We start from the raw sequence: 26,229 nt of genomic DNA on the forward strand, positions 1-26,229 counted from the left end.
GACGTCGACGAGCCTAGGCTGCATCTGCAAGCAGCATGGTAACGCACGGCCCGCTCGAACCTCTGAGTGAGTGAGCGGCGGCCACAGTCGCCGCTGCATTTGGAGGGTGAGACGTATGCATACACGACAACAATCGACGACCGCAGACGCAGACGGCCGGTGGAACCGTCCGCGAGCGATCGGTCGCGGTCACCGGGACCGTCCCTGGGACCGGAACCAAAGCCGGCGACGATCCGCGAGGTGGCACGGTGGCTGACTCGAACTCGAGTTACCACTACGTGTACGGGATCGTCGCCTCGAGCGACGCCAACGTGATTTCGCTCGAGGAGGGCGAGGCAGATGACGATTCGGACCGGGAGACGCTGCCCGTAGAGGGGGCGGGCGTCGCCGGGGCGACCGAGTTGTACCCGGTCTCCCACGGACGACTCGCCGCGCTGGCGTCGCCGATCGACGTGACCGATCCCGAGGAGACCGACGAGGACGCGAAACGTCACGACGCGGTGCTCCGCGCGCTGTTGACCGAGAACGGCGGCCGAACGATCGTTCCGATGCGATTCGGCATGGTCTTCGAGAGCGAACGCGCGCTGAAGAACGTCCTCCGGGGCGGCCGTGGCGCGTTCCGACGAACGCTTCACGACATCGACGACAGGGTCGAACTCGGCCTGAAGGTCGTTCGCGAGCAGGACGCGACCGTCGACGACGAGACGATCGTCGAGCGGGTGAGCGACGAACTCGAGCCACTGGCCACGAGTAGCGTCGACAGTGGCGAGTTCAGCGATCGGCTAGTGCTCAACCGCTCCTATCTCGTCGACCGGTCGGACCGCGAGGCGTTCGACACCGCCGTTGGCGAACTCGAGGCCGACCTCGAGGACGTGATGATCCGGTACTCGGGGCCGTTCGCACCGTACAGTTTCGTCGACGTCAAGATCGGGGCCCAGCGATGATGGCGATCATCGTCGACGACCTGCTCGTCCGCCCGTTCGTCGGCCTCGTCAACACGCTGCACACGATGGCGATCGACGAACTGTACGACATCGAAGCCCTCGAGGACGAGCGCAAGGAAAACCGGCTCCTCTACGAACTCGGCGAACGGTCGAAAGCCGAGTACGAGGAGCGCAAAGCCGAGATCGAAGACGAACTCGAGCTCGCTCGCGAGGTCCACGAGGAACTCACGAGCGGACGCGTGGAGGTCCGAACCAATGACTGACGAACCACCAGACCCCCCAGATTCACCCGACGATCCGTCCGAAGAACCGCCCGATGAACCACCCGAGGAATCGTCCGCGACGCCACCGAACGACGGCGACGACGATTCGGTGTCCGACTCGAGCCAGCCGTCCGACCAGGAGTCGACCGCGGGAGACGACGAAGTCGACGAGGTCAACGAAGTCGACGAAATGGACGCGAGCGAGGACGCGACGGAGGACCGATTCGGCGAATCCAGCGAATCCGACGAACCCGACAAATCCGGCAGTCAACCGAACGAGCGAGCGGATCGGTCCGACGAACGCGAGCACGAACACGAACACGGAGACGAGCGGCGTCCGTCGTCTCCGTCCTCCCGTCGGCACCACTCGGAGTCCGGATTCGAGGCCAGGCCGGGCGGACAGCTCCTGTCGCGGCTCTTTCGGCTCCTCGAGTCGGGCGCCGAGAGCGGGACCGGATTTGGCGGCGCGTACGGAAACGCGCCCTTCGGCGACTCGAGCCGACGCGACGACGGTAGCCGTTTCAGGTTCGACACCGACGTCGACCTGACATTCAGCTCGATCGAACCCACCGGGGACGATGGCCGTCGAAATCGGCGCCACAGCGTGCACGACGAGCGCTCGTCCGAACGCGCTCGACGCCACGCGACCCCGTCGATCGACGTCGCGAAGCGACGGTATGGGACGGAACTCGAGGTCGTCGCCGACGTCTCGTCAGTCGGGGAGGATCGGGTCCGCGTCGGGTTCGAGGACGACGACCTCGTGCTGGCCGACGACGACGATAACGAACTGTCACGCGTGAGCCTGCCGTGGCCGGAGACGGAGGCCGACGCGACGGTGAACAACGGCATCCTCACGGTTCGGGTGACCCGGGTAGATGCCCCTGGCTCCACGGATGGTGATATCCATGAATGAGACGAGCGAAACGAGCGAAACGAGCGAAGTGGACGACGGAATCGACATCGAGGCCGACGACCTCGAGTCGATCGTCGAAACCGGCGCCGCCGCACTCGACGCGCTCGAGGACGACCTCGCCGACGTCGACGCACTCGGCGAACTCGACGACGATGCACTCGAGAACGTGCGCCAGAATCTCGACGCGCTCGAGGACGTGACGACGGCCCTCGCCGAGTTCGTCGAAGCGATGGATCTCGAAGACCTGGCCGAGGTCGTCGAACCAGGCGAGTTGCTCGACGCAATCGAAATGGGCGAGATCCCGGATGCGCTCCAGTCGGGAGAGATCACGGACGCGGTCAACGTGACCGCCCTGCTTGACGCGCTCAATCTGCTCGAGGCGTGGGGCGCGACCGACGTGACCGACGTGCTCAGGGAGGGCGACGACCTCACCGATACGCTCGAGGACGTGAGCGAGGAGGATTCGGCCGTCGGCGCGGCGGCGTCGACGGTAACGGACGACGATGACGACGATGACGACCATGACGACGACTTCCTCGAGGACGAACTCGACGTCAGCGCCGAGGAAACCATGGACGCCCTCGACGTCGACGTGCTCGAGGACCCCGAGTACGTACAGGTCTCGATCCAGCAAGCTGCGATGGAGGCCATCGACGGCGTCCGCTGGACGCTGCTCGAGACCCACGAGCAGTTCGAGAAGCTCTACGAGTTCAACCGGGAGCGGATGCGCCGCCAGGACCGCGGGACCACGTCCAGGAACCCGACCGCGGCGTCGACCATGCCGGTCGGCCGGGCGGACCTCGGGAGCGACAGCCGCTACTCGACGGTCCCCCAGCAGGTCAAGCTGTCGACGGCGCCTGCCCGGCGGCGGATCTACGGCAGACGATTTGAGATTGAACGGGAACGCCAGCGGGGTGAGCGCTGATGGTCGACGCCGTTCAGCCAAGCCGTCAGCAGGCCGATCTCGCGGACGTCGTCGAGATGCTGCTCGATAAGGGGATCGTGATCAACGCCGACATCGCCGTCTCCATCGGCGATACCCAGCTACTCGGCATCCAGCTTCGGGCCGCCATCGCCTCCTTCGAGACGGCCGCGAAGTACGGCCTCGAGTTCCCCGAGGGGACGGACATGCGCCGCGTGGCGGAGGCCGCGGGCGAACCGGAACTCGCGGAGGAGGACCGGCGGCTGATTCCGCCCGTCGCACCAGTCCACGGCGTGAACGTAACTGGCGAGGACGACCAGATTGAGCGTTCGGACGCGGACGACTCGAGTGGGGCGGACGCTGACGACGAAGAGGAGAGCGAAGACGAAACCAAGGGCGAGGCCGAAGCCGAAGCCGAGACCGACGGAGGCGAGACCACGTGACCACGATCGACGTCGGCGAGGAGGGCAACGCGCGCCAGGGACTGATGACCCTCGTCATCACCGTCGTGGAACTCCTCGTCGAAGCGCTCGAGCGGGAGGCGATCCGGCGGATGGAGTCCCCGGATCTCACCGACGAAGAAATCGACCGGCTGGGGCGACAACTCGCGTCCATCGAGGCCGAACTCGAGCAACTCAAAGCCGACGAGGGGATCGAGGAGGGCGTCGACGACCTCCGAAACGACCTCGACGGCCTGGTCAGCGACGCGATCAGGCAACTCGAGGGCGATCCGACGAACGTCGAACCGGGCCACGCCATCCTTGGAGGTGACGACGATGGGGCGTGAACAGCGCGAAACCACGGCTCAGGAACGAGAGGCGAACCGCGACGACCCGGCGGGTCGCGACGACGAACCCGTTCCGGACGCCGACGAAACCCCCGACTTCGACGACGGGCGCTACGTCTACTGCGTCGTCACGCTCGAGGGCGGCGAGGCCGACCTGGACGTCGACGGAATCGACGACGAACCCGTGTCGGTCGTCGCGCTCGATCGCGGAGACGGGGGCGGGGGCGGGGACGAGGACGGGAACGCGACCCTCGCTGCAGTCGTTCACGCCTGTGACTCGCTGTACGATTCGGCCGACCTCGCGCAGGTCAAACGGTGGCTGGTCCGCCACCAGACGGTCATCGACCGGGCGAGCCAGCAGTTTGGCACGCCGCTGCCCTTCCAGTTCGACACCATCGTCCGGGGCGACGACGACGCCGTCCGCGGGTGGCTCGCCGACCAGCGGGCCCCGCTCGAGGCGGCGCTCGCGGATCTCGCCGGCCACGCGGAGTACCGGATCGAGGTCGTCGAGACCGATCCGCCGGACGAGGAGACGCTAATCGAGCGCAACGACGACCTCGCGTCGCTGGCCGAAGAGCGGGAGGAGGCCTCGGAGGGACGGGCGTTCCTCCTCGAGAAGCAGTTCGACCAGCGGATCAGGGACCTTCGGCGCGACCGACGAGCGTCGATTCGGGAGTCCCTGCGACAGTCGCTCGAGTCGTGTGCGCGGGAGGTGCAGGTGCTCGAGCGCCAGCCGTCGGTGAGTCTCTCTAGCGCTTCTAGCGGTTCCAGCGGTTCCGGCGGGGCGGGAAAACCGACTGACGGCACCCGGCTCTGCCGGCTGACCGTCCTCGCCCGGGAGAGCGAAGAGGAGACGATCGGTTCGGTACTCGACGACGTCGCCGAGAAACCGGGGCTCGAGGTCCGGTTCACCGGGCCGTGGCCGCCGTACTCGTTCGCGCCTACGCTCGGGGAGGAGACGGACGCTGGCGCGAGCGGTGGTCGGCCTGGGAGCACGGAGACGAGGACGCGACCCGAGACGGAAACGGAAACGGAAACCCAGACGGGTGATCGCCAGCGATGAAACCCGACCGAGACGACGACGCACTGGTCGACGTCCTCGACGTGCTCCTGCGCGACGGCGCGGTCGTGCGCGCCGACGTGATCGTCTCCGTCGCGGAGATTCCGCTCGTGGGCATCAAACTGTCCGCCGCGATCGCCGGCATGGAGACGATGACCGACTACGGGCTCTTCGAGGACTGGGACACGACGCGGCGCGCTCGAGCGCTCGAGCGCCGTCAGTACGGTCATCGGCGTGGAGGCGACGACCGCGAGGTCGACGCGGACGAGGCCCGCGAACTCCAGGATCACCCCACGATGCGCCCGCAGGGGGAACCGCGGCGATGGACGCCGGCGCCGGAGGACGAGCGAGAGCGTGAACGTCCGCAGCCATCCACCGTCTCCGAGGAGTGATCGCGACAGCGGTCGACGTCGGTCGACGGACGACTCGCAAATTGGATAGACGACTCGCGAACTGAATCGAACCGAACTCGAGCGCCGCCCGAGTTCGGAGTCTAGTCGTCCGCGAACTCGCGCTTGAGCGAGAGGACGGTTCGGGAGAACGAGCACACGAGGTCGTCGTCCTGGTTGAAAACCTCGACGTTCATCGTGACGATGCCGCGCTCGCCGTCGCTGGTCTCTCGTTTGTCGGTCACCGTCGACTGGACGCGGATCGTGTCCCCGTGGAACACCGGCGTCGGGTGCTCGACGTCGTCGTAGCTCAGGTTCGCGACGATCGTCCCGTCCGTCGTCTCGGGAATCGAGATGCCGACCGCCAGCGCCATCGTGTAGATGCCGTTGACCAGTCGTTCGCCGAACTGGGTCTCCGCAGCGAAGGTTTCGTCGAGGTGCAACGGCTGCTGGTTCATCGTCATATCGCAGAACCGCTGGTTGTCGCCCTCGGAAATCGTCCGCCGGCGCTCGTGTTCGATGGTCTCGCCCACCTCGAACTCCTCGTAGTACAGGCCAGTCATCGTCTCGAGCGTCGACGGGGGCGAGTAAAATGTCACCGATCGATCCCTGGTCGACACCGTGGCCGTAATCGGGGTGCAAGTATTGCCCAATCCAGGGAGTAATAGCAAGGATTAAGCGTCGGCCTCGGGAAATCCGAACGAATGCGTCGACGCACCCGTCCGCTCTCGACGGGGCCGTCGACGGGTTGGTCCAGACACCGTCCGCGACCGGACCGTGTCCGTTTCCAGAAATACCATGGTAACCGCTGAATCCACGTCCGAACCAGAACGCGAATCTGAGGCAGAGTCAGCCGTCGAAACCGCTCGCGCGCAACTCGAGCGTGCCGCTGCACACCTCGACGTCGACGACGGCATCATCGAGCGACTCCGGCACCCCGACTCGGTCTACCGGGTAGCGATTCCGCTCAAGCGCGACAGCGGAACGACCGAGATCCTCACCGGCTACCGCGCCCACCACGACGACGTTCGCGGCCCCTACAAGGGCGGTATCCGGTACCATCCGGACGTCTCCGAGGAGGAATGCGTCGCGCTCTCGATGTGGATGACCTGGAAGTGCGGCGTCATGAATCTCCCCTTCGGCGGCGCCAAGGGTGGCATCGTCGTCGATCCCAAGAATCTGAGCGAGACGGAAGAAGAGCGACTCACGCGACGCCTGGCAGAAGAGCTGCGCCCCGTCATCGGGCCGATGAAGGACATCCCCGCGCCGGACATGGGTACGAACCCGCAGATGATGGCGTGGTTCATGGACGCCTACTCGATGCAAGAAGGCGAGACCCAGCCCGGAATCGTCACCGGGAAGCCCCCCGCCGTCGGTGGCAGCGAAGGACGCGAGGAAGCACCCGGACGGAGCGTCGGGATTGTCGCCGAGAAGGCCATCGAACACTACGGCTGGGACATCACGGACACGACCGTCGCCGTCCAGGGCTTCGGGAGCGTCGGCGCCCCCGCCGCACGCTACCTCGACGACCACGGCGCCAGCGTCGTCGCCGTCAGCGACGTCGACGGGGCGATCTACGACCCCGACGGACTCGACACAAACGACGTCGAGGACCACGACGCCCGTCCCGGAATGGTCTCGGGGTATGACGCCCCCGAACAGCTCACTAACGCCGAACTACTCGAACTGGACGTCGACGTCCTGATCCCCGCAGCGATCGGAAACGTCCTGACGGCCGACAACGCCAACGACATCCAGGCAAACATGATCGTCGAGGGTGCCAACGGGCCGACCACTTCGCGAGCGGACTCGGTCTTCGAGCAACGCGAGATTCCGGTGATCCCCGACATCCTCGCGAACGCCGGCGGCGTCACCGTCTCGTACTTCGAGTGGCTCCAGAACACGAACCGGCGCGCCTGGTCGCTCGAGCGCGTCCACGACGAACTCGAGACCGAGATGCTCCAGGCCTGGAACGCCGTGCGAACGGAGTACGAAGCTCACGACGTCACCTGGCGCGACGCCGCGTACATCGTCGCTCTCAAGCGGATCGCCGAGGCCCACGACGCTCGCGGCCTCTGGCCCTGACCGGATCCGCAGATTCACGTTCTTTCTCTTCGAAACGGTAGGTATGACACGTCGAAGCGTCCTGTTCACGCCCGGCGATCGACCCGAGATGCTACGCAAAGCGCCGACCGCCGGCGCCGACGTCCTCGTCTTCGACCTCGAGGACGCCGTCTCACCCGCTCGGATCGCCGAGGCGCGGACGACCGTTCGCGAGGTACTCACCGACCCGGACTTCGATCCCGACTGCGAGGTGTGTATGCGAGTCAACGCCGCGCCGGATCAGGCGCGAGCGGACCTCGAGGCCATCCTCGGTGACGGTGGCGGTGCCGGTGACAATGACGACGCGGATAGAAATCCGCGACTCGACGCCATCATGCAGCCGAAAGTCGAGTCGGCGACGGACGTCGACCGGCTGGCGGGCGGACTAGAGGCGCACGACGCCTCCGTCCCGATTCTGGCGCTGATCGAAACTGCTGGCGGCGTCCTGAACGCACCCGACGTCGCTGCGGCGCCGGCGACCGATGCCCTCGTCTTCGGCGCCGAGGACCTCTCGGCGGACATCGGTGCGACCCGGACCGACGAGGGCCTCGAGGTGCTCTACGCTCGCGAGCGCGTGGTAATCGCCGCGGCGGCGAACGGCGTCGACGCGATCGACACCGTCTACACCGACTTCGGCGACGAGCGCGGCCTGGTCGAGGAAACCGAGTTCGCCATTCAACTGGGGTACGACGGAAAGATGGCGATCCACCCGGCCCAGGTCGAGCCGATCAACGAGGCGTTCACCCCCGAACCCGCGGACGTCGAGTGGGCCGAGGCCGTCCTGGAGGGCAAACGCGAGGCCGACGCGGACGGTCGAGGGGTCTTCGAGGTTAACGGGCAGATGATCGACGCCCCGCTGATCGCCCAGGCCGAACGAATCCTCGAGCGTGCGGAGGCTGCGGCCGATTCCGACGGCGGCGAGTGATTCCGTCTCGGGTGCACGTACAGGCGCCGTTCCGTCGACGGAGGGTTCGGTTCGGTAGCGAGCACAGTCTTCTCGCCTAATATTCACCCTTGTCGACGCGCTTTTACCGGCTTCACCAGAATATGACCGTATGACTGAGTCCGCGAATCCATTCGAGAGCCTCCAGTCACAGATCGACGACGCCGCGGCCCACCTCGAAATCGGTGACGACGTGCTCGACCGACTCAAACACCCCGAGCGAGTCCTCGAGACGAACCTCACCGTGGAACTCGACGACGGCACGCTCGAGCGATTCAAAGCGTTCCGGTCGCAGTTCAACGGCGACCGCGGGCCGTACAAGGGTGGCATCCGCTATCACCCCGGCGTCACCCGCGACGAGGTGAAGGCGCTCTCGGGCTGGATGGCCTACAAGTGTGCCGTCGTCAACATCCCCTACGGCGGCGGGAAGGGAGGCATCGTCATCGACCCCGCCGACTACTCGGCGAGCGAACTCGAGCGGATCACGCGCGCGTTCGCGACGGAACTGCGCCCGTTCATCGGCGAGGATCGGGACATTCCGGCCCCCGACGTGAACACTGGCCAGCGCGAGATGAACTGGATCAAGGACACCTACGAGACCCTCGAGAACACGACCGAACCGGGTGTAATTACCGGAAAAGCGCTCGAGTCGGGCGGCAGCGAGGGCCGCGTCGAGGCGACGGGGCGCTCGACGATGCTCGCGACCCGCGAGGCCTACGACTACCTCGGTCGGGACATCGAGGGCGCCACCGTGGCGGTACAGGGGTACGGCAACGCCGGCTGGATCGCCGCGAACCTGCTCGAGGAACTCGGAGCGAGTGTCGTCGCCGTCTCGGACTCGAGCGGGGCGATCTACGCCGAGGACGGCTTCGACACGGCGGCCGTCAAGACGTTCAAGAACGAGACCGGAACCGTCGATGGGTACGAGGACGCCGACGAGGAGTTCTCGAACGAGGACCTGCTCACGCTCGAGGTCGACGTGTTGATCCCGGCCGCCCTCGAGAACGCAATCGACGAGGACCTCGCCCACGACGTCGAGGCCGACCTGATCGTCGAAGCCGCGAACGGACCGCTGACGCCGGGCGCCGACGACGTACTGGCCGAGCGCGACGTCCACGTCATCCCCGACATCCTCGCGAACGCCGGCGGCGTCACCGTCTCGTACTTCGAGTGGGTGCAGAACCGCCAGCGGTTCTACTGGTCCGAAGAACGGGTCAACGACGAACTCGAGACGGTGATCGTCGATGCCTTCGACGAGTTGACGAGCGCCTACGAGGCGAACGACCTCGAGAACTTCCGGACGGCGGCCTACGTCGTTGCTATGCAACGGGTCGTCAACGCGTTCGAGGAAGGCGGTACCTTCCCCTGACGTTCGGTTCTGCTAGTCGTTCTCGTCGCCCTCGTCGTCCGCCGATTCCGTGTCACCCTCGAGCAACGCGTACAGCTCGACACCCAGTCGCGCCATCTCGAGGTCCGTCTCGAGTCGCTCGAGGTGGCGTTCGAGGGCGTCGGCGTCGAGTTCGTCGAGGGACTGTTCGAGGAGCCTCGCCAGCTCGGGATCGAGTCCGACCAGGTTCGAACCCGGCCGATAGGGGGCACACGAGCGACCGGCCTCGACCGCGGAGAGGAGTTCCTGGAGGGTGATGACCGTCCGTCGGAGGGCGCGAATGTCGGTTTCGTCAGCGGGGGACTGGAGGGTCGCCGCGAGGACGGCTTCGGCCTCGGCGACCGTTTCGGGGTCCATCGCGAGCGTTTCGCAGACGGCCGCTCGCTCGAGGGGCGGACGCGAATCCCGGCTGCGGCGGGTGAGCAGTGAAAGCGCGGCGACGGTCAACACCTCGCGATCGTACTGGTACCCGAGTACCGCTTCGGCGCGGGCGACGACAGCTCGAGCGTCGTCGGCGACGCCGGCACACCCCAGGTCCCGGCTGATGCGTTCGACGGTCGAGTCGTCCGTGGGCACCGATTCGGTATTCCACAGCATATCTCCATCTCGTTTCTACCGTATATTATTGACATCTGTGATAGTATCGTTACCATCGTAACTATCGATACTTTCTTACCTTCATCATAATCCAACGCATTCGGATAGCCCGTCTCGACTCGACCAGCAACGATCACCATGACCGTGACAGCGAGCGACGGCGAGCACTGACGAATCCGCCACGTTGAAGCCAGTTCCCTTCGAGGGTGGAGCCATGACGAGAGCAGTCTGGGTGAAAGCCGACGGCACCGTCGGCGACTGGGACGCCCGCCGAAGACGGATCACCGCCGCCCTCGAGGCCGGCGCCGACTGGGTACTGGTCGACGAGGACGACGTCGCCCGCGTGCGCGAGCTGGGCGAAGTCTCGATCGCCGCCTTTCGAACCGACGGCGACGTGACGTTGATCGACGACGCCGAGAACCAGGAGCGCGAGGAACGGCCGGACGCCTACGTCACCGGCAAAGACGGCGAGGGCGACGGCACGATCGACCTCCCCAACGACTTCTCGGGGTCGGCCGACCTCTCGACGCTGCGTCGAAACGGCGCCGTCGACCAGGCGGCCTACGTTCGTATCCTCGGGACGGACTACGAGTCGTTCGCGGAAGCCGCCGCCGAGACCGCGGAGTACACCATCGTCATCGGCGACGACTGGACGATCATCCCCCTCGAGAACCTGATCGCCCGGATCGGCGACGAGACGACCCTCGTGGCGGGCGTCACGGACGCCGCGGAGGCCAAAACCGCGTTCGAGACCCTCGAGCGCGGCGCCGACGCCGTCCTGCTCGATTCGGACGATCCCGACGAAATTCGCCGGACCGTCGAGGTTCGAGACGAGGCCGAACGCGAATCGCTCGACCTCGAGTGGGGCACCGTCGTCGAGATCGAACCCGTCGGCTCGGCCGACCGGGTCTGCGTCGACACGGGAAACCTGTTCGAACACGAAGAAGGGATGCTCGTCGGATCGATGGCCCGCGGCCTCGTGTTCGTCCACGCCGAGACCGCCGAGTCGCCGTACGTCGCCTCCCGTCCGTTCCGGGTCAACGCGGGCGCCGTCCACGCCTACGTCCGGACGCCCGACGGCGGCACGAAGTACCTCTCGGAACTCACCAGCGGCGACGAAGTACAGGTCGTCGACACGAACGGCCACACTCGCGAGGCCATCGTCGGCCGAGTAAAGATCGAGAAGCGCCCGATGTTCCGGGTCGCCCTCGAGACCGGCTCCGGCGACCGGATCGAAACGCTCCTCCAGAACGCCGAGACGATCAAGGTGGCGACCAGGGACGGGCGCCGAGCGGTGACCGACCTCTCGGCCGGCGACGAACTCCTGCTCTACTACGAGGACACCGCGCGCCACTTCGGGGAGGCCGTCGAGGAGAGCATCATCGAGAAGTGACGAGCGCCACTCGAGCTACGGCGTCGAATCCGGCTCCACTGGCTCGAGACGCGTCGTACACCAGTGACAGAACTCGAGGTCCGTATCGAGCGGGCGGCCGCAGTGGGGACAGGTCGGGCCCTCGTCGTCGTCGCGGCCGATTGCCCCGAGCCCACGAAAGAGCGCGTCAGTCGCCGTGAAGAGGGCAATCGACACGAGGACGAACCGATCGACCGCGCTCGTCTCCTCGGTCACGACCGTCCACGTTCCCTCGAGCGACGACATCGCGGCCAGCTGGTCCGTCGAGAACGAGAGCGCGACGGCCGTGACGAACAATCCCGAGAAGAAGAGGGCACGTACCCACTCGCGGAGCACGGCGTGGCCGATCCCGGGGAACAGCAGCGAACACGCGGCGGCGACGAGGGCACGGACCAGCGTCATTCGTGTATGCGTTCGGTGTCGACTCCGTTAACATTCCGGTTTCGCTCGAGGTTTCAGGCGTGAATCGTGAATCTCAGGCTAGGCCCGCTACCGCCATCAATACGCCGTCAGTCCGTCGACTCGAGCGCCGCGACAAGCCGCGAGAGCGTCTCGAGGTCGTACTGGCCCGGCGCGGTCGCCTGCTCGGGGTCGACCGGCGCGTACCCGATCCTCGAGCCGTACACCGGCGCCACGGCCCGGGTGTGCCGACCGACCTCGCCCATCGCCATCGTCGCGACCGACGCTCCGTGCGCCGTCAGCTGTTCGGTCGCCGAGAGCAACGCCAGTGCGTCGGCGTTCGTCTCCGCCGTCACCGCCAGCTTCGCCACGTCGGCGTACTTCCCCGCTTCGGTGAGCGTTCGCACTAGCTCGGATCGCGGTGGCGTCCCCTCGAAATCGTGCGTCGAGGCGACGACGGCGACGCCGCGCTCGCGAGTCACTTCGAGCAGCTCGTCCGCCTCCCCTGCGAGTATCGACTCGAGTTCGACGTCGACCGCCCCGACGGCCTCGACGGTGATCGCCTCGGTGAGTGCCTCGAGTCGCCCCTCGTCGTCGGCCTCGCCGCCCTCCCAGGCGGCCCGGTTCGTCGCCAGGATCGGCAACTCGCCGTCGTAGGACTCGAGCGCCGCGACCGGTGCGTTGGCGAGGTCCATCCGGAACTCGAGACAGTCCGCACGGCCTCGAGCCGCCGGCTCCTCGCTCAAATCGGCCGTCGAGGCGGCGAGCGTGAACGTCTCGAACACGAGGGTCCTGTTCTCGTCCCCACCTCCGTCTTCGTCCTCGTCCCTGTTCGTGTCCATGTGCGTCGCTCGAGGGGAACGGAGAAAAAAGACGCGTCGGCGGCGATGCTCGCGCGTTGGGTAATCGAGACGGGAGAAATGGAACCGGAACCGCGATCAGGCCATCCCGATCGTCTCTTCGGCCTCGAGTAACTCGTGGTAACGGTTGCGGATCGTGACCTCGGAGATGTCGGCGACATCGCTGACGGCTGCCTGGGTGGTCTTCTCGTTGGTCAACAGGGCAGCGGCGTACACCGCGGCGGCCGCGAGACCGACCGGCGACTTGCCGCTGTGGACGCCCTTCTCCTTGGCGTTTCGCAGGAGGCTGCGGGCGCGGTGTTCTGCCTCGTCGGACAGTTCGAGTCCCGAGGCGAAGCGGGGGACGTAGCTCTCGGGGTCGGCCGGTTGGACCTCGAGGCCGAGTTCGCGGACGACGTAGCGGTAGGTGCGCGCGATTTCGTTCTTCTCGACACGGCTGACGTCGGCGATCTCGTCGAGGCTGCGCGGGACGCCGGCCTGGCGGGCGGCGGCGTAGACACAGGAGGTGGAGACGCCCTCGATGGATCGACCGGGCAGGAGGTCCTCGTTGAGCGCCCGTCGGTAGATCACGCTGGCGGTCTCGCGAACGTTGTTCGGGAGGCCGAGTGCGCTGGCCATGCGGTCGATCTCGCCGAGGGCCTGCTTGAGGTTGCGCTCCTTGCTGTCGCGGGTGCGGAAGCGCTCGTTCCACTTGCGCAGGCGCTGCATCTTCTCTCGCTGGCGGCTGCCCAGGGAGTTGCCGTAGGCGTCCTTGTTTCGCCAGTCGATGTTGGTCGAGAGACCCTTGTCGTGCATCGTGTTCGTCGTGGGCGCACCCACGCGGGACTTCTTGTTCTTCTCGGCGGAGTCGAACGCGCGCCACTCGGGCCCGCGATCGACGGAATCTTCCTCGACGACGAGGCCGCAGTCCTCACAGATGGTCTCGCCGTGTTCGTCGTCGACGACCAGCTGGCCGGCACACTCCGGACAGGCGAGCTCGCTGTCTGCGACGTCCTCGGATTCGGATTCAGTTTCGGTCTCGGACTCGGTGCGTCGGGCTCTAGCGGATAGTCGGGCGTTTGTCATACGATGATAACTCTCCCCGGCCGAACGAAATCGGAAAAGCTCGGACGGATTCGTTACCTACTGGGTTCAGAGGTGTTGTATATAAACGTTTCGAAAGCATATACCGAGAGTGCGCAGAACCTGGTTATTCGTCGGAAATGGCATTATCAATCCAAACATTAAAATACGTTCGTGCGCCCCACTCGCACGATTTTCGGACCGGCTTTAGGCGCCGAACGCCACCGTCGAGCCAATGCACGTCGCCGTGGGCAGCACGAACCCGGTCAAAGTCCAGGCTACCGAACGCGCCCTCGAGCGGTACGATCCGTCCGTTTTCGGCGTCGCCGTCGACTCCAGCGTGTCCGAACAACCGACCGGCCAGCGCGAGACCGTCACCGGGGCGAAAACGCGAGCGAGGCGCGCCCTCGAGCGGTCCGACGCCGACTGGGGCGTCGGCCTGGAGGGCGGCGTCGCCCGAATCGACGGTACTGACGGCCTGTTCCTGATCATGTGGGCGGCCGTCACGGACGGCGAACGAGTCGGCCTCGGAAGCGGACCCAGCCTTCGACTCCCGGCCGTCGTCGCCGAGCGTCTCGAGCGAGGCGCCGAACTCGGACCCGTGATGAACGACCTGCTGGGAACGACCGACATCGCCGAAACCGAGGGCGCCGCTGGCGCGCTCACTGATGGACTGACCGACCGAACGACTGCGCTCGCGGCTGCCGTCTCCTGTGCCGCAGGGCCGTTCGTGACGCCGTACTACGAGTAGTCGGATAAGCCACGATTACCCGTCGCTCTCGTACTCTCGAAACGTTCGAGTCGGTTTACCGACTAACTCGACAGCCGACACCCCCTTCGAGAACGGGGGTATCGTTCAATTACCGGTGATCGTCACGTAAAAGAACGTATTAACCGGCCGTACCAAGAGCGACCGCCGGGTGGAGTAGTGGCCGGTTTACCGACCCAAAAACCGAGAGACTGCAACGGGTTAACCGGGTGTACCAAACCCCCTAAGTCGACACCGGTACTCGGGGGCAGTATGAGCACAGCAGTCGCCGCCGACCTCACGAGCAAACAAACCCGTATCCTGCGGTACCTCCGCGAACACGCTGCGACCAAGACGTACTTCAAGTCCCGGTTAATCGGCGAGGAACTCGGGATGACCGCGAAGGAAGTCGGTGCGAACATCACGGCGATCCAGGACGGCGATTACGACATCGAGATCGAGAAGTGGGGCTACTCCTCGAGTACGACCTGGAAAGTGCTTCTGTAACTGGGCTCGGTTAGCAGTCGATCGATTTTTACGCCATCTTGCCTGTATTTACGTACCGAAAACGGCGTCTCTCGTTGAGTGATTGCCTCTCGAAACCGGAAATCGAAACAGAAACCGAAACTGAGCCATCAATACCACCCCAGTCGTAGCTCCGTTCGGGCTACCCGTCGTAGCTGATCAACGCGTCCGCGTCCCGCGCCAGCGTCACCGCTCGTTCGCCGAACGAATCGGCGTAGCGAACGAGCAACAACAGGACGGTTTCGGGTCGTTCGACCGCGTACCCGTCTTCCCGAGAGAGCAAACCGGCCTCCTCGAGTTCGCCCGCGTACTTGCTCACCGTCGGCGGGGACACCTCGAGGGCGGCCGCAAGGTCACTCGCCGTCGCGTCCGGATTCGAGAGGAGTTCGACGAGCATGCCTCGCGGGGTCGCTCGCCGGAGATATCCGAGGGCGTTCTTCTCGAAGCCGTCGAACCGGGCGGCGGGGACGAACCGCTTGTAGTCGCCGTCGCTGTAGGATTCGACGAGGTCCAGGTCCTCGAGCCGGCGCAGGTGGTGCTGGGTCTCGCCGGTTCCGAGCTGGAGGTCGTCTCTGACCTTCGAGAAGTGGGCACCGGGGGTCGTCGAGAGGTAGCCGACGATGGCGTCTCGGGCGTCGCTCTCGCCCGTGTCGACGGCGGCTGACTCCGAAAACCGCGTGAGCGGCGAGGCCGCGCCGACGGCGGCGAACCGCCGAAGCGTGGCTCGTTTCTTCTCGTCGACCCCATCGGAACCCGTCATATGCTGCGTATCGTTTGAAAAGTGGCGGAGGGTAAAACGCGTTTCGCTCCACCGCGTGTAGAGAAAATCGAGCGGTGTTCACACCTAGCCGACGAAAGCCGTCGACCGAGACGTCTTATTCGACTCAGTCGTTTTCCGGCGATGTCGGCTCCTCACTCGAGGAGTCGAAGTCCTTGTCGATTCCGCCGATGCTCTCCTCGGTTTCGGCCTCTGAGATCGCCCCAGTGTCCTTCCCTTCCTTGATCGCCTGGGCCTGCTGTTCCATCGCCTCGAGATCCATCTCGGCTTCCTGGTCAATCTCGCCGATGATCTCGGCGATGTCGTCGAGGCCGATGAGTTCGCGCGTCTCCTCGTCGAACTCGAGGCTATCGAGGCTCTCGCCGTCGGCTTTCACGTCGCTGCCGGTGAGGTGCTTGCCGTAGCGCCCGACCATCGAGGACAGCTCCTGTGGCAGGACAAACGTCGTCGAGTCGCTCTGACCGATTTCCGCGAGCGTCTCCAGACCTTTGTCGATGACGGCGCGCTCGCCCATCGACTCGGCCGAGCGGGCACGAAGGACGGTCGAAATGGAATCACCCTGGGCCTCGAGAATCTGGCTCTGCTTTTCACCCTGTGCGCGGATGATCTGGCTCTGTTTGTCACCTTCGGCCTTCTCGACGGCACTGCGACGTTCACCCTGGGCCTCGAGGATCATGGCACGGCGTTTCCGCTCAGCGGAGGTCTGTTGTTCCATCGCGCGCTGGACGTCCTTCGAGGGATTGACCTCGCGGACCTCGACGGACTCGACGCGGATCCCCCACTCGTCGGTGGGTTCGTCGAGTTCCGTACGGATGCGTGCGTTGATCGCCTGGCGCTTGTTCAGCGTCTCGTCGAGTTCCATGTCGCCCAGCACGGCCCGCAGGGTGGTCTGGGCGAGGTTCGAGACGGCGGTCTTGTAGTTGTCGACTTCGAGAAACGCCTTTTTGGCGTCCATAACGCGGATGTAGACGACGGCATCGGCGGTCACCGGCGAGTTGTCGCGCGTGATCGCCTCTTGGCGTGGGACGTCGAGCGTCTGGGTCCGCATGTCGAACGTGTACGTCTGGGAGACGAACGGCGGAATCACGTTGATACCGGGCTCGAGCAGTTTTCGGTATTCCCCGAAGACCGTCAGCGCGCGCTTTTCGTACGCGTTGACGATCTCGATGGCACTCAGGAGCGCCGCGAGGACTACGATCAGGAGGAGGGCGCCGATGAAGAGCCCAACCGTTGCCGCTTGTGCGAGTATCAGCTCCGGAACCATACGCGGAACTTATGTCGGCGGGACTAAAAGCGTTCCCTTATTTCGCTAACATTTTTTTCAGCCTGACCCTTCCGTCTCGGAGACGGTATCTCGAGACGAGGAATTTTCGGCGTCCGCCCGCCTGGCTTCCCGGGCCAGTTCCCGGTCGATGCTGTCGGTCTCGAGCGCCTCGAGCGACGCCACGGTCAGGACGTTCCCGCCGCCGGGGTCCAGGACGATGATCTCCTCGCCCTCCTCAATCGTCCCGTCGTGTGAGCGTGCGGAGTAGTACGGGGCGAACCCGCCGTCCTCGAGTTTGACCTCGCCGCTCCGGTTCGTGACCGTTTTGGTGACGTAGCCGGTCGACCCCGCGAGCGAATCCGAGTCACGGGTCTGGGCCGTTCCCTTTCCGCCGTAGAAGTCGAACTCGCGGTAAACGTACGTCGCGATTACGCCGATGACCAGCGTCAACGCGACGAGGACGAACGGGCTGAGCGTCAGGGGGAGAAGCATCCCGACGAGCCCTGCGCCGGCGAGGGCGACGCCGATGACGATGAGGTGTGCGCCCGGTGAGATCGCCTCGAGCACCATCAATCCGAGCCCGGCCGCCAGGAGCACCACGGGGAGATTGTCGACGAGGAATTCGACCATGCGTGAGGGTTAGGTCTCAGTCCGATTAAAGGTTTACCGCGGCTGGCGACTCAGATGGCGAAGATCGAGCCGAGTCTCACCATCACGAGCATCATGGCGATCGCCCCGAGCAGCACGAAGACGGCGCCCTCGAGCGACGGATCGCCCGAGCGGACCGGCTGGCTGTTGGGCTCGGGTTCGGAGGCGGACGGATCGCCAGAGGCGACAGAATCGCCGGGATCGACGGCGTCGTCGTCCTCGGTTCGCTGCCGTCGCGAGGCCGGGTTCGAGATGGGAATGCGGCCCCACACGTCTTCGTCTTCGCTTTCGTTTTCGTTTTCGCCGCTGGCGTCGCCGTCCCTGTCGCCTCCTCGCTCGAGTCCATCGGGTCCGGCCTGCGCACGCTCGTCCCGCTCGCTCGATCGGTCCGAGCCGCGATCCGATTCCCTGTCGTCCATACCCCGTCTTCGGTCGCTGCAGGCAAAAAGCCGCGGTTCGACTCCTCGCTTCGTTCTCGACGTCGATCCGACCTAGTCCCGCACCGACCGTCCGCGAACGTCGCCATCGTAGACGACGCCCCGCTCGCCGTCGATCGTCACCGTCCGCCCGTCCTCGAGGTCGGTGACGTCGGCGTCGCTCACCATCGGGACGCCCGTTTCGCGTGCGATGAGGGCCGGATACCCCGTCATGCCCGGTCTGGCGTCGACGATGCCGCCGATCTTCCCGACGTCACCGGTGAACTCGGCGTCGAAGTCCGCAGAAAGGGCGATGATCGCGCCATCGGGAATGGCCTCGAGGTCGCCGTCGGTGACGCGGGCGATCGGACCCGTCGCACGACCGTCGACGACCACGCGTCCCGTCTCGAGAGCGTCCGCCGCGACGTGAACCTTCATCATGTTCGTCGTATTCGCACCCTCGAGTTCGGTCATCATGCCACAGAGGACGACCACGGTGTCGCCGCTCTCGGCGACCCCGGCGTCGAGCGCCGACTGAACCGCCCGCGAGACGACGGCGTCGGCCCCCTGGTCCGAGACGCTGGCGTAGAGCGGCGTCACCCCCCAGGAAAGCGCGAGTTGGCGTCGGACGCGGTGGCTCGGCGTCGAGGCGACCACGGGGACACCGGGCCGGTACTTCGCCGTCTTCAGCGCCGTGTAGCCGGATTCGGTCGCCGCGACGACGGCGTCGGCGCCGATGTCGCGCGCCAAGTATCGCGCCGAACGGGCCAGCGCGTCGGTCCGGGCCTCGCCGGCGGTCGGCACACGTTGCTCGAGCAGTTCGGCGTACTCACCCGACCGTTCGACCTGGCGGATGATGCTGTCCATGGCCTCGACGACGGCCGTCGGGTGGTCGCCGACGGCGGTTTCGGCCGAGAGCATGACCGCGTCGGTCCCGTCGAGGACCGCGTTCGCCACGTCGGAGGCCTCCGCCCGCGTCGGTCGGCGGGAGTGAACCATCGAGTCGAGCATCTCCGTCGCCGTGATGACCGGCCGGCCCGCGTTTTTCGCCTTCCGGATGATTCGCTTCTGGATCATCGGGACGTCCTCCATCGGACACTCGACGCCCAGGTCCCCGCGGGCGACCATGATCCCGTAGGAGGCCTCGATGATTTCGTCGAGATTCTCGACCGCGCCCGCGCGTTCGATCTTCGAGATGATCGGAATCTCGGCGCCGAAGGACTCGAGGGTCTCGCTGACCTCATAGACGTCGTCGGCGTCACGGACGAAACTCGCCGCGACGAAGTCGACCTCCTTCTCGGCGGCCAGCTCGAGGTCGCGCCGATCCTTCTCGGTGACGACGTCGAGGTCGAGGGCGACGCCCGGCAGGTTGACCCCCTTTCGTCCGCCGAGTTCGCCGCCGGTCTCGACGCGGGCGAGGACCGCCTCCCCGTCCACTCCGATGACGGTCGTCTCGATCAATCCGTCGTCCAGCAGGATTCGGTCGCCGGGTTCAACGCTGGTGAGCGGCACGGAGAGGCCGACTTCCTCGGCGGAGGCGTTCGTCCCTTCGACGAACCGAACCTCGCTCCCGGTCTCGAGGGTCACCGTCTCCCCACCGGGGAGCGGCGCCGTTCGAATCTCCGGCCCCTTCGTGTCGAGCATCACGGCGACGGGGCTTGGCGTCGCCTCGTCGACGCGTCGAACCCGGTCGATCAACTCCGCGCGGTCCTCGAGCGAGCCGTGGCTGGCGTTCAACCGGGCGACGGACATCCCCGCCTCCGAGAGCTCTCGGATAGCCGAGCGACTGTTCGTCGCCGGCCCCAGGGTACAGACGATCTTCGCGTTTCGCATGGCCGACCGTTGGCCGAGCGCTGTGAAAAAAGGTGCGTCCTCGACGACGGTCGACGGGGCGGTCGCGGTGGCACCTGCCTGCCAAACGGTTTTCTTCCGCGAGAAGGTGGTCGGACACATGCCGCTCTACGCATCGTTCGTCGACGTCGGCGACCGCGACGTCCAGAACGCACAGGAACTCGCGTCGATCTGGGGCGAGGTGCAGTCGGAGTTCGAAGAACACAACGCTGAACTCAAGGATTCCTACGCCGTCCTCGGCAGTCACGACTTCCTGGTCATCTTCGAGGCACCGGACCACGAGAAGGCGTTTACGTCAGCACTGACCCTCCACCGACACGGCCTGGACTGCGAGACGATGGAGATTCTCGACACCGACGACTTCGCGTCGATCGTCGACGAGATCTGAGTACGCGCCGCCCCTGGTCACCGGAACACGTCGTATCGGAGGAGATAGCGAACCACCCCGAGCAGGTATGCCACCAGCCAGAAGAACACGTAGCCGAAGACGCCCACGCGAAGTCGCCGTCGCCAGGCACCCATGTGCTCGTGGAGGTCGTCGAGGTCGACGTCCTGGTCGGGGTTGCCGTAGACGTCGTGGGTAAGTTTGACCTGGAGGATACGAACGATGCCGGTCAGCGCGACGAGTAACATCGCGTACGCCTGGAGCCCGAAGAACGCGTGCACGGCCGCTAGCCCGCTTATCTGCTCGAGCACCCGCGGTGCCATCCAGAGGAGGACGGGAATCGTGTTCAGGACCAGACCCACGGCGATGACCTTCAGGTGATAGACGAGGACGTCCCAGGTGACAATCTCCGCGTCGATCATGATCCAGGCGCCGTAGAGGTAGAAGGGGAAACTGGCGGTGACCATCACGAGCGCGACGGTGGCCGTCGCCAGCTCAGAGACCATACTGGACGTCGGGAGAGTGAACGAATAAACGAAGCGAAAGCGTTCCGGGGCGTGGGCGGGGGTTGACTCGTCGAATTCAGGGCCCTCGAGAGGGAGGTCGATTCCGACCTTCGTGAACGAAACGTGCGTTCACCGGGTGTGAAACGTCGCCTCGCGGGGCGGAAACACCGTTATGCGACGCCGGCGTTGTCGTCGAACTCGGCGTACTCGCGGAATGCCCTGGACGCCTCGAGCACGGGGTGGTCCCGCCGTCTGACGTGGTTGCTCCGCTCGTCGTACTCGAGGAGCCCAACGTCGGCTAATTTCGGGAGTCCGGCGTGGTGCAGGTAGATCGCGGCATCTCGCGGCGATTCCGCCGCGCAGTCGAACTGAGCGTCGACGACGTAGTTAGCGAGTTCGTCGAGCGAGGCGACGTCGTCGGTGCAGCGGTGGAAATAGTCTATCACTCCACGGGTGTACCCGTTCGAGAGTATTGATTGCAGGTCGTCGATTGTCTCGGGGTCGAATTCGTCCTCGAGGGTTGGTCTCGACATGGCCTGGCTAGGGGTATTTGATCCATCGAGAAAGGGGTCATTATTGTTGAGACAACCCTCTTAAGACGGGGGTCAGTCGAAGTCGGCCGCAGTCGAGAGTAATATCTCACTGAGCACCTGCTTCGTACCCCGACGTACGCGGTTGGAGACGGCCTGCTGGGAGATGCCGAGTTCGTCGGCGAGTTCGTCTAGACTCGCCTCGCTCGGCGTGTCGAAGTAGCCGCGACGGAGCCCGAGGACGAGGGCTTCGCGTTGCTCGTCCGAGAGGCCGAACTGGTGGACGCTCTCGGTTCGCTCGGTGACCGTGTAGGTTCGATTGATGTGGATAGAGATGCCTTCGTCGGTGATGTAGTTGTGAAACCGCGAGAGCTGGTCGTGGTCCGGAAATCGAACGTGGAACTCCCAGCCGTCGTTGCTGTACGCCTGTAACACCGTCCCCTGTGCGTCCGTGATTCCTTGGATCAGATCAGTGTGATGATCGTGCCACGTGACGCGGTACAGAACCGCGTTCTCGACGCGGTCGATGGCGATGATGTCCTCGACGAAGCGGTGTGAGACGACCTTCTCCTCGAACGAGGCGTAGTCCTCGCCTGATACCCACAGAAATGGCATCGCGGAGTCTCCAGTGGGGACGATCCGCTCGAGTTCGATGCGCATCGACGGCGGACCAGATAGCACCTGTCCGAGTGTGAACTGGTCGCTCTCGACGGTAAACTCCAGCGTGACGCTCATTGCTGGCCGGGGGTATCACGGCCACGCACGTAGTGGTGTTGCCTGATACCTCGTCCCCTTCCCCTCTTTCCCTCGGGCGGAATGATTCGGCAGCACGGAGCGGAGCACCGTTTCGCTCGTCAGTACACGTCGCGGCGCTTATGCGGCTACGGGTCCCATCCTCGAACGATGACCGACGCTTCGGACGAACCGTCCGCCGGCCGAACGACCGAGCCGTCGGCCGACCCTGCGGCGACCGGAGATGACGACCAGTCAGTCGAGGACCTCCGCCGGCAGGTCGAGGCGAAGTACGACTTCGAGAACTTCAGCGAGGCCGATATGGCCGAGATAAGCCCGGAGGAGTGGGACGTCGCCTTCGACGCGGACACCTGGATCACCGGCGACGAACTCCTCGAGCGCGTCGAACGGGAACTCAAATCCCGGATCGCCTACCGGGAGGTGTTCGCGATGCTCGAGTACGCCGTCGTCGACGGCCGACGAAGTCTCGTCGCGTACTCCGACACCGATTACGCGATCATCTTCCCGGACGGAACCGTCGAGGGCCGCGGAACGGTCGTTCGCGACGTCAAACCCACCGTCGCCCTGTGTTCGATGGAGAGCTACGACGTCGAGGAACCGCCCGCCGACTGGCACCTCCCCGAGCCCGCCGACCTCGAGGGCGAACACAGCGAACTCGGCAACTGGATGCTCCAGTTGCTGGCGGCTGCCCAGCTCGTCATCGGGGTCGTCGCGATCGGGGTCTGGCTGGTGCAGGGACTCCAGTCCCAGCTCGTCCTCGGCATCGTGGGCTTCGCGCTCGTCGTCATCTCGCTCGTGCTGTTCTTGATGGTGGCGAACGCCCGACTCTCGAATCGATTCCGGACCGAAGCGTACGAGTCGCGCCTGCGAACGATCGGCTCCGGGGATCGGCCCTCGTTTCTCCCCATCGACGACGAGGCCTTCGAGCGCGACGCACCGCCTCGAAATCGGTCGCCGCTCGAGGAGTAACACCACGATACTGCGGGGCACGGCCAGCGGCTGCATCGGTGGGTTTAAGCGAACACGTTCCTGAGTCCACACTGTATGAAGAGGCGGGAGTTTATGGTAGCGGCCAGCGGCGTGTCCGGGGGTGCCGTAGCCGCCACTGCTGCGACACCCGTCGTAGCCCAGGAAGAAGAGGACGGTAACGACACCGAAACAGGTGACGGTGGCGACGGAAACGACACCGAAGCCGGCGGCGAAGAAGGCGGCAACGAGTCTGCCGACGGCAGTGGCGGAGGCGGCGGAGGCGGCGGCACCGAAACCGTCGAAGTCGACGACAACGAGTTCGTTCCCGCAGATCTAACCGTTCAACCCGGCACGACGGTCGTCTGGGAGTGGGTTGGCGACGCGGATCACAACATCGCCCCGAGCGAGATCCCGGAAGACGCTGACTGGGAGGGACACCCCGATCTTCAGTCGGATGGGACGTACGAACACACCTTCGATGTCGAAGGAACGTACGACTACATCTGTGAGCCTCACGTGAGCGTTGGCATGACTGGTTCCATCGAAGTGACCCAGGACGCAGGCGGCGAAGGCGCAGCGGCCGCCGACGTCGACATCCACGACCTCGGCGTCCCGATCCAGAAGCACTTCGTCGGCGTCGCGTCGTTCTTCGCGATTTTCATCGCCCTCGTCTTCACGTTCTACCTGCTGAAGTACGGTGAATCGGCCAACACCAGCAGCCCAGGGAGGAAATAACCATGTCATCGTCAGGAAGCACCTACGGCGATATTCACCGCTACGAACCCCCACGTGAGAGCACCGCCGCGGCGATCGCGATCGTCCTGCTGACGTTCGTGCAGATCATCTTCGTCTCGCTGTTCGTGTACGGTCTCTCGGCGAACTGGGCGATCGCTGGACTCGATGCCGGCGTCGGGAACACGTTCCTCGGGTTCTTGCTGTCGGCGATTTTCCTCAACCTCGGGTTCATCCTCCTGCTGTACCGCAAGGAGTTCCTGCCCGACGTGATGATCGTCAAGAAGCGCCGTCGCAAGTGGGAAGACCTCTACGTCCGCGAGTCAGACGTCGAGGGACAGACGCTGTCCGACGACGCCGGTGCATGGGACACGATCAAACGCGCAATCTACCCCTACTACAAACGATAACCAATGGCTAACGACGACAAATATCCAGTCGAGTCCGATCGTCGCCGCTTCGTCAAGGGCGTCGTCGGTGGGTCCGTGCTCGCCGGCGTGCTGACGACTGGCGCAGTCGCCGTCTCGAGCGCGACCGCTCCCTCGAGCGGCGGTGGCGGGTTCGTCAACTACTTCGGCGCGGAACGAACCGCCGGTCCGGCCCCCCGCGGACTTCCACAGATTCCCATCGAGATCGACGACGATGGACAGCTGCTCGGAATCTGGCCCGAGCCAGAAACGCAAACCCTCCCCGACGGGAGCGAATTCACCGAAGCGAGCATGGAACTCGGCGGCGTGGAGTACACGACCGAGTGGTACCAGTACTGCGGCGTCCAGACGTTCGGCGGGATCAAACCCGACGCCGATGGCGAGGATCAGGTCCTTCGCTACGACGCCGGTTCGTACGAGTGGATGTCGGACGTCGAGAACGGCGACCCGATGCTCACCGAGGATTTCGAGGACTACGACGAGTGGACCAACGACATCGGCGAACCGGGCCAGGGTAAACCCGCAACGGGAACCTGGCGGTCACAGAACGTTCCCCCGGAACAGACCGTTCCCGTGCTGGTGATCAAGACGGATCAACTCGACGTCGACAGCATGGACGACGCCACCCGCGAGTGGGTTGAAGCGTCCTGCCCCGAGGACGAAGACGGCGGGCGCTACCTCGGCTACGTCAACAAGTGTACGCACTTCTGCTGTGCGCCGGGTTACCGAACGCTCGACGACGCAGCGGCGTTCGGCGCCGCGAACGAAATTTACTGCAACTGCCACAACTCCGTCTACAAACCCTTCAACATCACCGAACAGCAGTTCGTGGCGCTCCCGCGACCGGAGGGTGATGACGAATGAGCTTAGAGCGCAAAGACGAACACGACCACGGTGCGTGGCTCGCCGAGAAGGACCTCTCGCTCATCGAGAAATCCTACCTGACGATGCTGATCTGGCTCGACCGACGGCTCCGACTCGTCGACTACCTCGAGTTGCTGGAGGACATGTACTACAAGATCAACCTCCAGATGCCAAAGAGCCACACCGAACAGTACAACCTCGACAACAAGTTCTGGTACTGGTATCCGCTCTACGCACTGGGTTCGTTCTCACTGCTCGCGTACATCGTCGCCGCGATAAGCGGCGCACTGCTGGGCTTTTACTACTCCCCGTCGACGGCCGGCGAAACGCCGGTTGCGTACCAGACCGTCGAGGCGATCATGGCGGATCTCAACTTCGGATTCATGCTCCGGAGCATCCACCGCTGGTCTGCGCAAGTGATGGTCGCCGCGGTCTTCTTGCACATGCTTCGCGTCTACTTCACGGGCGCGTACAAGGAACCGCGTGAGGTCAACTGGCTGCTCGGCGTCGTACTTCTGGCGCTGACCGTCCTCTTCGGGTACACCGGCTACCTCCTGCCCTGGAACCAGCTCGCGTTCTGGGCGGGACAGATCGGCGTCGAGATGGCGATTTCGGTCCCCATCGTCGGCGAGTGGGCCGCGAACCTGCTGTTCGGCGGTCTCAGCCTCGGGCAACCGACGCTCCAGCGGATGTACATCCTGCACGTGTTCGTCTTGCCGTTCGTCGTCACGGCGCTGATCGCACTCCACATTGGCATCGTCTGGATGCAGGGCATCGCCGAACCACACTGAT

General features: G+C 65.0%; 33 protein-coding genes. 20 read left to right on the plus strand and 13 right to left on the minus strand.

The window, feature by feature from the left end; all coding sequences use genetic code 11:
- Positions 1-248: 248 nt before the first annotated feature.
- The 8 genes from J1N60_RS18360 to gvpM are packed head-to-tail and all read left to right on the plus strand — an operon-like array spanning position 249 to position 5,281.
- Positions 249-944: a GvpL/GvpF family gas vesicle protein gene (locus J1N60_RS18360; RefSeq protein WP_312909395.1), complete on the plus strand. Its 696-nt coding sequence runs from the start codon at positions 249-251 to the stop codon at positions 942-944.
- Positions 944-1,207 carry a gas vesicle protein GvpF gene (gene gvpF, locus J1N60_RS18365; protein ID WP_312912618.1) on the plus strand — a complete coding sequence of 88 codons (264 nt, stop codon included), beginning with the start codon at positions 944-946 and terminating at the stop codon, positions 1,205-1,207. Before J1N60_RS18360 ends, gvpF begins: the two co-directional genes overlap by 1 nt.
- Positions 1,200-2,120 carry a gas vesicle protein GvpH gene (locus J1N60_RS18370; RefSeq protein WP_312909396.1) on the plus strand — a complete coding sequence of 307 codons (921 nt, stop codon included), beginning with the start codon at positions 1,200-1,202 and terminating at the stop codon, positions 2,118-2,120. The genes gvpF and J1N60_RS18370 overlap by 8 nt, the downstream gene beginning before the upstream one ends.
- Complete coding sequence (locus J1N60_RS18375; protein WP_312909397.1) at positions 2,113-3,045, plus strand: hypothetical protein; 933 nt, start codon at positions 2,113-2,115, stop codon at positions 3,043-3,045. Before J1N60_RS18370 ends, J1N60_RS18375 begins: the two co-directional genes overlap by 8 nt.
- Positions 3,045-3,485 (plus strand): gas vesicle protein GvpJ, encoded by a 441-nt coding sequence (gene gvpJ, locus J1N60_RS18380; RefSeq protein ID WP_312909398.1) that lies wholly within the window; start codon positions 3,045-3,047, stop codon positions 3,483-3,485. Before J1N60_RS18375 ends, gvpJ begins: the two co-directional genes overlap by 1 nt.
- Entirely contained in the window at positions 3,482-3,829 is a 348-nt protein-coding gene (locus J1N60_RS18385) for a gas vesicle protein K (RefSeq protein WP_312909399.1), read from the plus strand. The genes gvpJ and J1N60_RS18385 overlap by 4 nt, the downstream gene beginning before the upstream one ends.
- Positions 3,819-4,892, plus strand: a complete 1,074-nt coding sequence (gene gvpL / locus J1N60_RS18390; RefSeq protein WP_312909400.1) for a gas vesicle protein GvpL — start codon at positions 3,819-3,821, stop codon at positions 4,890-4,892. Before J1N60_RS18385 ends, gvpL begins: the two co-directional genes overlap by 11 nt.
- Positions 4,889-5,281, plus strand: coding sequence for a gas vesicle protein GvpM (gvpM, locus tag J1N60_RS18395; RefSeq protein ID WP_312909401.1), 393 nt, complete (start codon positions 4,889-4,891; stop codon positions 5,279-5,281). The genes gvpL and gvpM overlap by 4 nt, the downstream gene beginning before the upstream one ends.
- Before the next feature lie 101 nt (positions 5,282-5,382).
- Here gvpM and J1N60_RS18400 read toward each other — a convergent pair whose 3' ends face one another.
- Positions 5,383-5,841: a MaoC family dehydratase gene (locus tag J1N60_RS18400; RefSeq protein WP_312909402.1), complete on the minus strand. Its 459-nt coding sequence runs from the start codon at positions 5,839-5,841 to the stop codon at positions 5,383-5,385.
- A 235-nt stretch (positions 5,842-6,076) separates the two neighbouring features.
- Here J1N60_RS18400 and gdhB point away from each other — a divergent pair, with 235 nt between their 5' ends.
- The 3 genes from gdhB (at position 6,077) to J1N60_RS18415 (ending at position 9,693) form a co-directional block, all read left to right on the plus strand.
- Positions 6,077-7,363, plus strand: a complete 1,287-nt coding sequence (gdhB, locus tag J1N60_RS18405) for a glutamate dehydrogenase GdhB (RefSeq protein WP_312909403.1) — start codon at positions 6,077-6,079, stop codon at positions 7,361-7,363.
- Between the two features lie 43 nt (positions 7,364-7,406).
- Positions 7,407-8,306 (plus strand): HpcH/HpaI aldolase/citrate lyase family protein, encoded by a 900-nt coding sequence (locus J1N60_RS18410; protein ID WP_312909404.1) that lies wholly within the window; start codon positions 7,407-7,409, stop codon positions 8,304-8,306.
- A gap of 130 nt (positions 8,307-8,436) precedes the next feature.
- Complete coding sequence (locus tag J1N60_RS18415; protein WP_312909405.1) at positions 8,437-9,693, plus strand: Glu/Leu/Phe/Val family dehydrogenase; 1,257 nt, start codon at positions 8,437-8,439, stop codon at positions 9,691-9,693.
- 12 nt (positions 9,694-9,705) lie between these two features.
- Here J1N60_RS18415 and J1N60_RS18420 read toward each other — a convergent pair whose 3' ends face one another.
- Positions 9,706-10,308: a hypothetical protein gene (locus J1N60_RS18420; protein WP_312909406.1), complete on the minus strand. Its 603-nt coding sequence runs from the start codon at positions 10,306-10,308 to the stop codon at positions 9,706-9,708.
- Between the two features lie 214 nt (positions 10,309-10,522).
- On the opposite strand from J1N60_RS18420, the gene J1N60_RS18425 reads away from it, so the two are divergent.
- On the plus strand, positions 10,523-11,701 hold the full coding sequence (locus J1N60_RS18425) for a 3-dehydroquinate synthase II (RefSeq protein WP_312909407.1): 1,179 nt from the start codon (positions 10,523-10,525) through the stop codon (positions 11,699-11,701).
- Between the two features lie 15 nt (positions 11,702-11,716).
- On the opposite strand, the gene J1N60_RS18430 is transcribed toward J1N60_RS18425, so the two are convergent.
- The 3 genes from J1N60_RS18430 to J1N60_RS18440 form a co-directional block, all read right to left on the minus strand.
- On the minus strand, positions 11,717-12,121 hold the full coding sequence (locus J1N60_RS18430) for a DUF7575 domain-containing protein (protein WP_312909408.1): 405 nt from the start codon (positions 12,119-12,121) through the stop codon (positions 11,717-11,719).
- A 107-nt stretch (positions 12,122-12,228) separates the two neighbouring features.
- On the minus strand, positions 12,229-12,960 hold the full coding sequence (locus J1N60_RS18435; RefSeq protein ID WP_312909409.1) for a type I 3-dehydroquinate dehydratase: 732 nt from the start codon (positions 12,958-12,960) through the stop codon (positions 12,229-12,231).
- A gap of 96 nt (positions 12,961-13,056) precedes the next feature.
- On the minus strand, positions 13,057-14,043 hold the full coding sequence (locus J1N60_RS18440) for a transcription initiation factor IIB (RefSeq protein WP_312909410.1): 987 nt from the start codon (positions 14,041-14,043) through the stop codon (positions 13,057-13,059).
- Between the two features lie 232 nt (positions 14,044-14,275).
- Here J1N60_RS18440 and yjjX point away from each other — a divergent pair, with 232 nt between their 5' ends.
- The gene (gene yjjX / locus J1N60_RS18445; RefSeq protein ID WP_312909411.1) at positions 14,276-14,791 is read left to right on the plus strand and encodes an inosine/xanthosine triphosphatase; all 516 of its coding nucleotides are present in this window, start codon (positions 14,276-14,278) and stop codon (positions 14,789-14,791) included.
- Positions 14,792-15,061: 270 nt separating this feature from the next.
- The gene (locus tag J1N60_RS18450) at positions 15,062-15,295 is read left to right on the plus strand and encodes a DUF7123 family protein (protein ID WP_253429557.1); all 234 of its coding nucleotides are present in this window, start codon (positions 15,062-15,064) and stop codon (positions 15,293-15,295) included.
- A gap of 160 nt (positions 15,296-15,455) precedes the next feature.
- Here the strand turns inward: J1N60_RS18450 and J1N60_RS18455 are convergent, their stop codons facing one another.
- The 5 genes from J1N60_RS18455 to pyk all read right to left on the minus strand — a co-directional run bounded on the left by J1N60_RS18455 (position 15,456) and on the right by pyk (position 20,252).
- Complete coding sequence (locus J1N60_RS18455) at positions 15,456-16,073, minus strand: winged helix-turn-helix transcriptional regulator (RefSeq protein WP_312909412.1); 618 nt, start codon at positions 16,071-16,073, stop codon at positions 15,456-15,458.
- A gap of 124 nt (positions 16,074-16,197) precedes the next feature.
- The gene (locus J1N60_RS18460) at positions 16,198-17,355 is read right to left on the minus strand and encodes an SPFH domain-containing protein (protein WP_312909413.1); all 1,158 of its coding nucleotides are present in this window, start codon (positions 17,353-17,355) and stop codon (positions 16,198-16,200) included.
- Between the two features lie 57 nt (positions 17,356-17,412).
- Positions 17,413-17,985, minus strand: coding sequence for an NfeD family protein (locus J1N60_RS18465; RefSeq protein ID WP_312909414.1), 573 nt, complete (start codon positions 17,983-17,985; stop codon positions 17,413-17,415).
- Between the two features lie 50 nt (positions 17,986-18,035).
- Positions 18,036-18,422: a DUF7312 domain-containing protein gene (locus tag J1N60_RS18470; protein ID WP_312909415.1), complete on the minus strand. Its 387-nt coding sequence runs from the start codon at positions 18,420-18,422 to the stop codon at positions 18,036-18,038.
- Positions 18,423-18,494: 72 nt separating this feature from the next.
- Complete coding sequence (pyk, locus tag J1N60_RS18475) at positions 18,495-20,252, minus strand: pyruvate kinase (protein WP_312909416.1); 1,758 nt, start codon at positions 20,250-20,252, stop codon at positions 18,495-18,497.
- 118 nt (positions 20,253-20,370) lie between these two features.
- Between pyk and J1N60_RS18480 the strand changes: the two genes are divergently transcribed.
- On the plus strand, positions 20,371-20,658 hold the full coding sequence (locus tag J1N60_RS18480; protein WP_312909417.1) for a GYD domain-containing protein: 288 nt from the start codon (positions 20,371-20,373) through the stop codon (positions 20,656-20,658).
- A 17-nt stretch (positions 20,659-20,675) separates the two neighbouring features.
- On the opposite strand, the gene J1N60_RS18485 is transcribed toward J1N60_RS18480, so the two are convergent.
- The 3 genes from J1N60_RS18485 to J1N60_RS18495 form a co-directional block, all read right to left on the minus strand.
- Positions 20,676-21,161 (minus strand): DUF7321 family protein, encoded by a 486-nt coding sequence (locus tag J1N60_RS18485; protein WP_312909418.1) that lies wholly within the window; start codon positions 21,159-21,161, stop codon positions 20,676-20,678.
- Between the two features lie 170 nt (positions 21,162-21,331).
- Positions 21,332-21,694, minus strand: coding sequence for a DUF7344 domain-containing protein (locus J1N60_RS18490; RefSeq protein ID WP_312909419.1), 363 nt, complete (start codon positions 21,692-21,694; stop codon positions 21,332-21,334).
- 72 nt (positions 21,695-21,766) lie between these two features.
- Complete coding sequence (locus J1N60_RS18495) at positions 21,767-22,426, minus strand: helix-turn-helix domain-containing protein (RefSeq protein WP_312909420.1); 660 nt, start codon at positions 22,424-22,426, stop codon at positions 21,767-21,769.
- Between the two features lie 168 nt (positions 22,427-22,594).
- Here J1N60_RS18495 and J1N60_RS18500 point away from each other — a divergent pair, with 168 nt between their 5' ends.
- The 5 genes from J1N60_RS18500 to J1N60_RS18520 all read left to right on the plus strand — a co-directional run bounded on the left by J1N60_RS18500 (position 22,595) and on the right by J1N60_RS18520 (position 26,228).
- Complete coding sequence (locus tag J1N60_RS18500; RefSeq protein ID WP_312909421.1) at positions 22,595-23,413, plus strand: DUF7319 domain-containing protein; 819 nt, start codon at positions 22,595-22,597, stop codon at positions 23,411-23,413.
- Between the two features lie 75 nt (positions 23,414-23,488).
- The gene (locus tag J1N60_RS18505) at positions 23,489-24,148 is read left to right on the plus strand and encodes a plastocyanin/azurin family copper-binding protein (RefSeq protein WP_312909422.1); all 660 of its coding nucleotides are present in this window, start codon (positions 23,489-23,491) and stop codon (positions 24,146-24,148) included.
- Positions 24,149-24,150: 2 nt separating this feature from the next.
- A complete protein-coding gene (locus J1N60_RS18510) occupies positions 24,151-24,555 on the plus strand; it encodes a DUF7318 family protein (protein WP_312909423.1) in 405 nt (134 codons plus the stop codon).
- Between the two features lie 3 nt (positions 24,556-24,558).
- A complete protein-coding gene (locus tag J1N60_RS18515; RefSeq protein WP_312909424.1) occupies positions 24,559-25,437 on the plus strand; it encodes a hypothetical protein in 879 nt (292 codons plus the stop codon).
- Positions 25,434-26,228, plus strand: a complete 795-nt coding sequence (locus tag J1N60_RS18520; RefSeq protein WP_312909425.1) for a cytochrome b — start codon at positions 25,434-25,436, stop codon at positions 26,226-26,228. The genes J1N60_RS18515 and J1N60_RS18520 overlap by 4 nt, the downstream gene beginning before the upstream one ends.
- Position 26,229: the final 1 nt, after the last annotated feature.

Origin of the sequence: Natronosalvus caseinilyticus (assembly GCF_017357105.1) — an archaeon.
In the GTDB taxonomy this organism is placed as follows: Archaea; Halobacteriota; Halobacteria; order Halobacteriales; family Natrialbaceae; genus Natronosalvus; species Natronosalvus caseinilyticus.

Excerpts from the sequence above, each read along its gene's own strand:
- J1N60_RS18490 (WP_312909419.1), bottom strand. The coding sequence starts at position 21,694 with ATGTCGAGACCAACCCTCGAGGACGAATTCGACCCCGAGACAATCGAC.
- J1N60_RS18370 (WP_312909396.1), top strand. The coding sequence starts at position 1,200 with ATGACTGACGAACCACCAGACCCCCCAGATTCACCCGACGATCCGTCC.
- J1N60_RS18505 (WP_312909422.1), top strand. The coding sequence starts at position 23,489 with ATGAAGAGGCGGGAGTTTATGGTAGCGGCCAGCGGCGTGTCCGGGGGT.
- J1N60_RS18470 (WP_312909415.1), bottom strand. The coding sequence starts at position 18,422 with ATGGACGACAGGGAATCGGATCGCGGCTCGGACCGATCGAGCGAGCGG.
- J1N60_RS18520 (WP_312909425.1), top strand. The coding sequence starts at position 25,434 with ATGAGCTTAGAGCGCAAAGACGAACACGACCACGGTGCGTGGCTCGCC.
- J1N60_RS18415 (WP_312909405.1), top strand. The coding sequence starts at position 8,437 with ATGACTGAGTCCGCGAATCCATTCGAGAGCCTCCAGTCACAGATCGAC.
- J1N60_RS18515 (WP_312909424.1), top strand. The coding sequence starts at position 24,559 with ATGGCTAACGACGACAAATATCCAGTCGAGTCCGATCGTCGCCGCTTC.
- gvpL (WP_312909400.1), top strand. The coding sequence starts at position 3,819 with ATGGGGCGTGAACAGCGCGAAACCACGGCTCAGGAACGAGAGGCGAAC.
- gdhB (WP_312909403.1), top strand. The coding sequence starts at position 6,077 with ATGGTAACCGCTGAATCCACGTCCGAACCAGAACGCGAATCTGAGGCA.
- J1N60_RS18425 (WP_312909407.1), top strand. The coding sequence starts at position 10,523 with ATGACGAGAGCAGTCTGGGTGAAAGCCGACGGCACCGTCGGCGACTGG.
- J1N60_RS18485 (WP_312909418.1), bottom strand. The coding sequence starts at position 21,161 with ATGGTCTCTGAGCTGGCGACGGCCACCGTCGCGCTCGTGATGGTCACC.
- J1N60_RS18460 (WP_312909413.1), bottom strand. The coding sequence starts at position 17,355 with ATGGTTCCGGAGCTGATACTCGCACAAGCGGCAACGGTTGGGCTCTTC.
- gvpF (WP_312912618.1), top strand. The coding sequence starts at position 944 with ATGGCGATCATCGTCGACGACCTGCTCGTCCGCCCGTTCGTCGGCCTC.
- J1N60_RS18410 (WP_312909404.1), top strand. The coding sequence starts at position 7,407 with ATGACACGTCGAAGCGTCCTGTTCACGCCCGGCGATCGACCCGAGATG.
- J1N60_RS18430 (WP_312909408.1), bottom strand. The coding sequence starts at position 12,121 with ATGACGCTGGTCCGTGCCCTCGTCGCCGCCGCGTGTTCGCTGCTGTTC.
- J1N60_RS18420 (WP_312909406.1), bottom strand. The coding sequence starts at position 10,308 with ATGCTGTGGAATACCGAATCGGTGCCCACGGACGACTCGACCGTCGAA.
- gvpJ (WP_312909398.1), top strand. The coding sequence starts at position 3,045 with ATGGTCGACGCCGTTCAGCCAAGCCGTCAGCAGGCCGATCTCGCGGAC.
- J1N60_RS18435 (WP_312909409.1), bottom strand. The coding sequence starts at position 12,960 with ATGGACACGAACAGGGACGAGGACGAAGACGGAGGTGGGGACGAGAAC.
- J1N60_RS18500 (WP_312909421.1), top strand. The coding sequence starts at position 22,595 with ATGACCGACGCTTCGGACGAACCGTCCGCCGGCCGAACGACCGAGCCG.
- yjjX (WP_312909411.1), top strand. The coding sequence starts at position 14,276 with ATGCACGTCGCCGTGGGCAGCACGAACCCGGTCAAAGTCCAGGCTACC.
- J1N60_RS18455 (WP_312909412.1), bottom strand. The coding sequence starts at position 16,073 with ATGACGGGTTCCGATGGGGTCGACGAGAAGAAACGAGCCACGCTTCGG.
- J1N60_RS18480 (WP_312909417.1), top strand. The coding sequence starts at position 20,371 with ATGCCGCTCTACGCATCGTTCGTCGACGTCGGCGACCGCGACGTCCAG.
- J1N60_RS18440 (WP_312909410.1), bottom strand. The coding sequence starts at position 14,043 with ATGACAAACGCCCGACTATCCGCTAGAGCCCGACGCACCGAGTCCGAG.
- J1N60_RS18465 (WP_312909414.1), bottom strand. The coding sequence starts at position 17,985 with ATGGTCGAATTCCTCGTCGACAATCTCCCCGTGGTGCTCCTGGCGGCC.
- J1N60_RS18510 (WP_312909423.1), top strand. The coding sequence starts at position 24,151 with ATGTCATCGTCAGGAAGCACCTACGGCGATATTCACCGCTACGAACCC.
- J1N60_RS18375 (WP_312909397.1), top strand. The coding sequence starts at position 2,113 with ATGAATGAGACGAGCGAAACGAGCGAAACGAGCGAAGTGGACGACGGA.
- J1N60_RS18450 (WP_253429557.1), top strand. The coding sequence starts at position 15,062 with ATGAGCACAGCAGTCGCCGCCGACCTCACGAGCAAACAAACCCGTATC.
- gvpM (WP_312909401.1), top strand. The coding sequence starts at position 4,889 with ATGAAACCCGACCGAGACGACGACGCACTGGTCGACGTCCTCGACGTG.
- J1N60_RS18495 (WP_312909420.1), bottom strand. The coding sequence starts at position 22,426 with ATGAGCGTCACGCTGGAGTTTACCGTCGAGAGCGACCAGTTCACACTC.
- pyk (WP_312909416.1), bottom strand. The coding sequence starts at position 20,252 with ATGCGAAACGCGAAGATCGTCTGTACCCTGGGGCCGGCGACGAACAGT.
- J1N60_RS18400 (WP_312909402.1), bottom strand. The coding sequence starts at position 5,841 with ATGACTGGCCTGTACTACGAGGAGTTCGAGGTGGGCGAGACCATCGAA.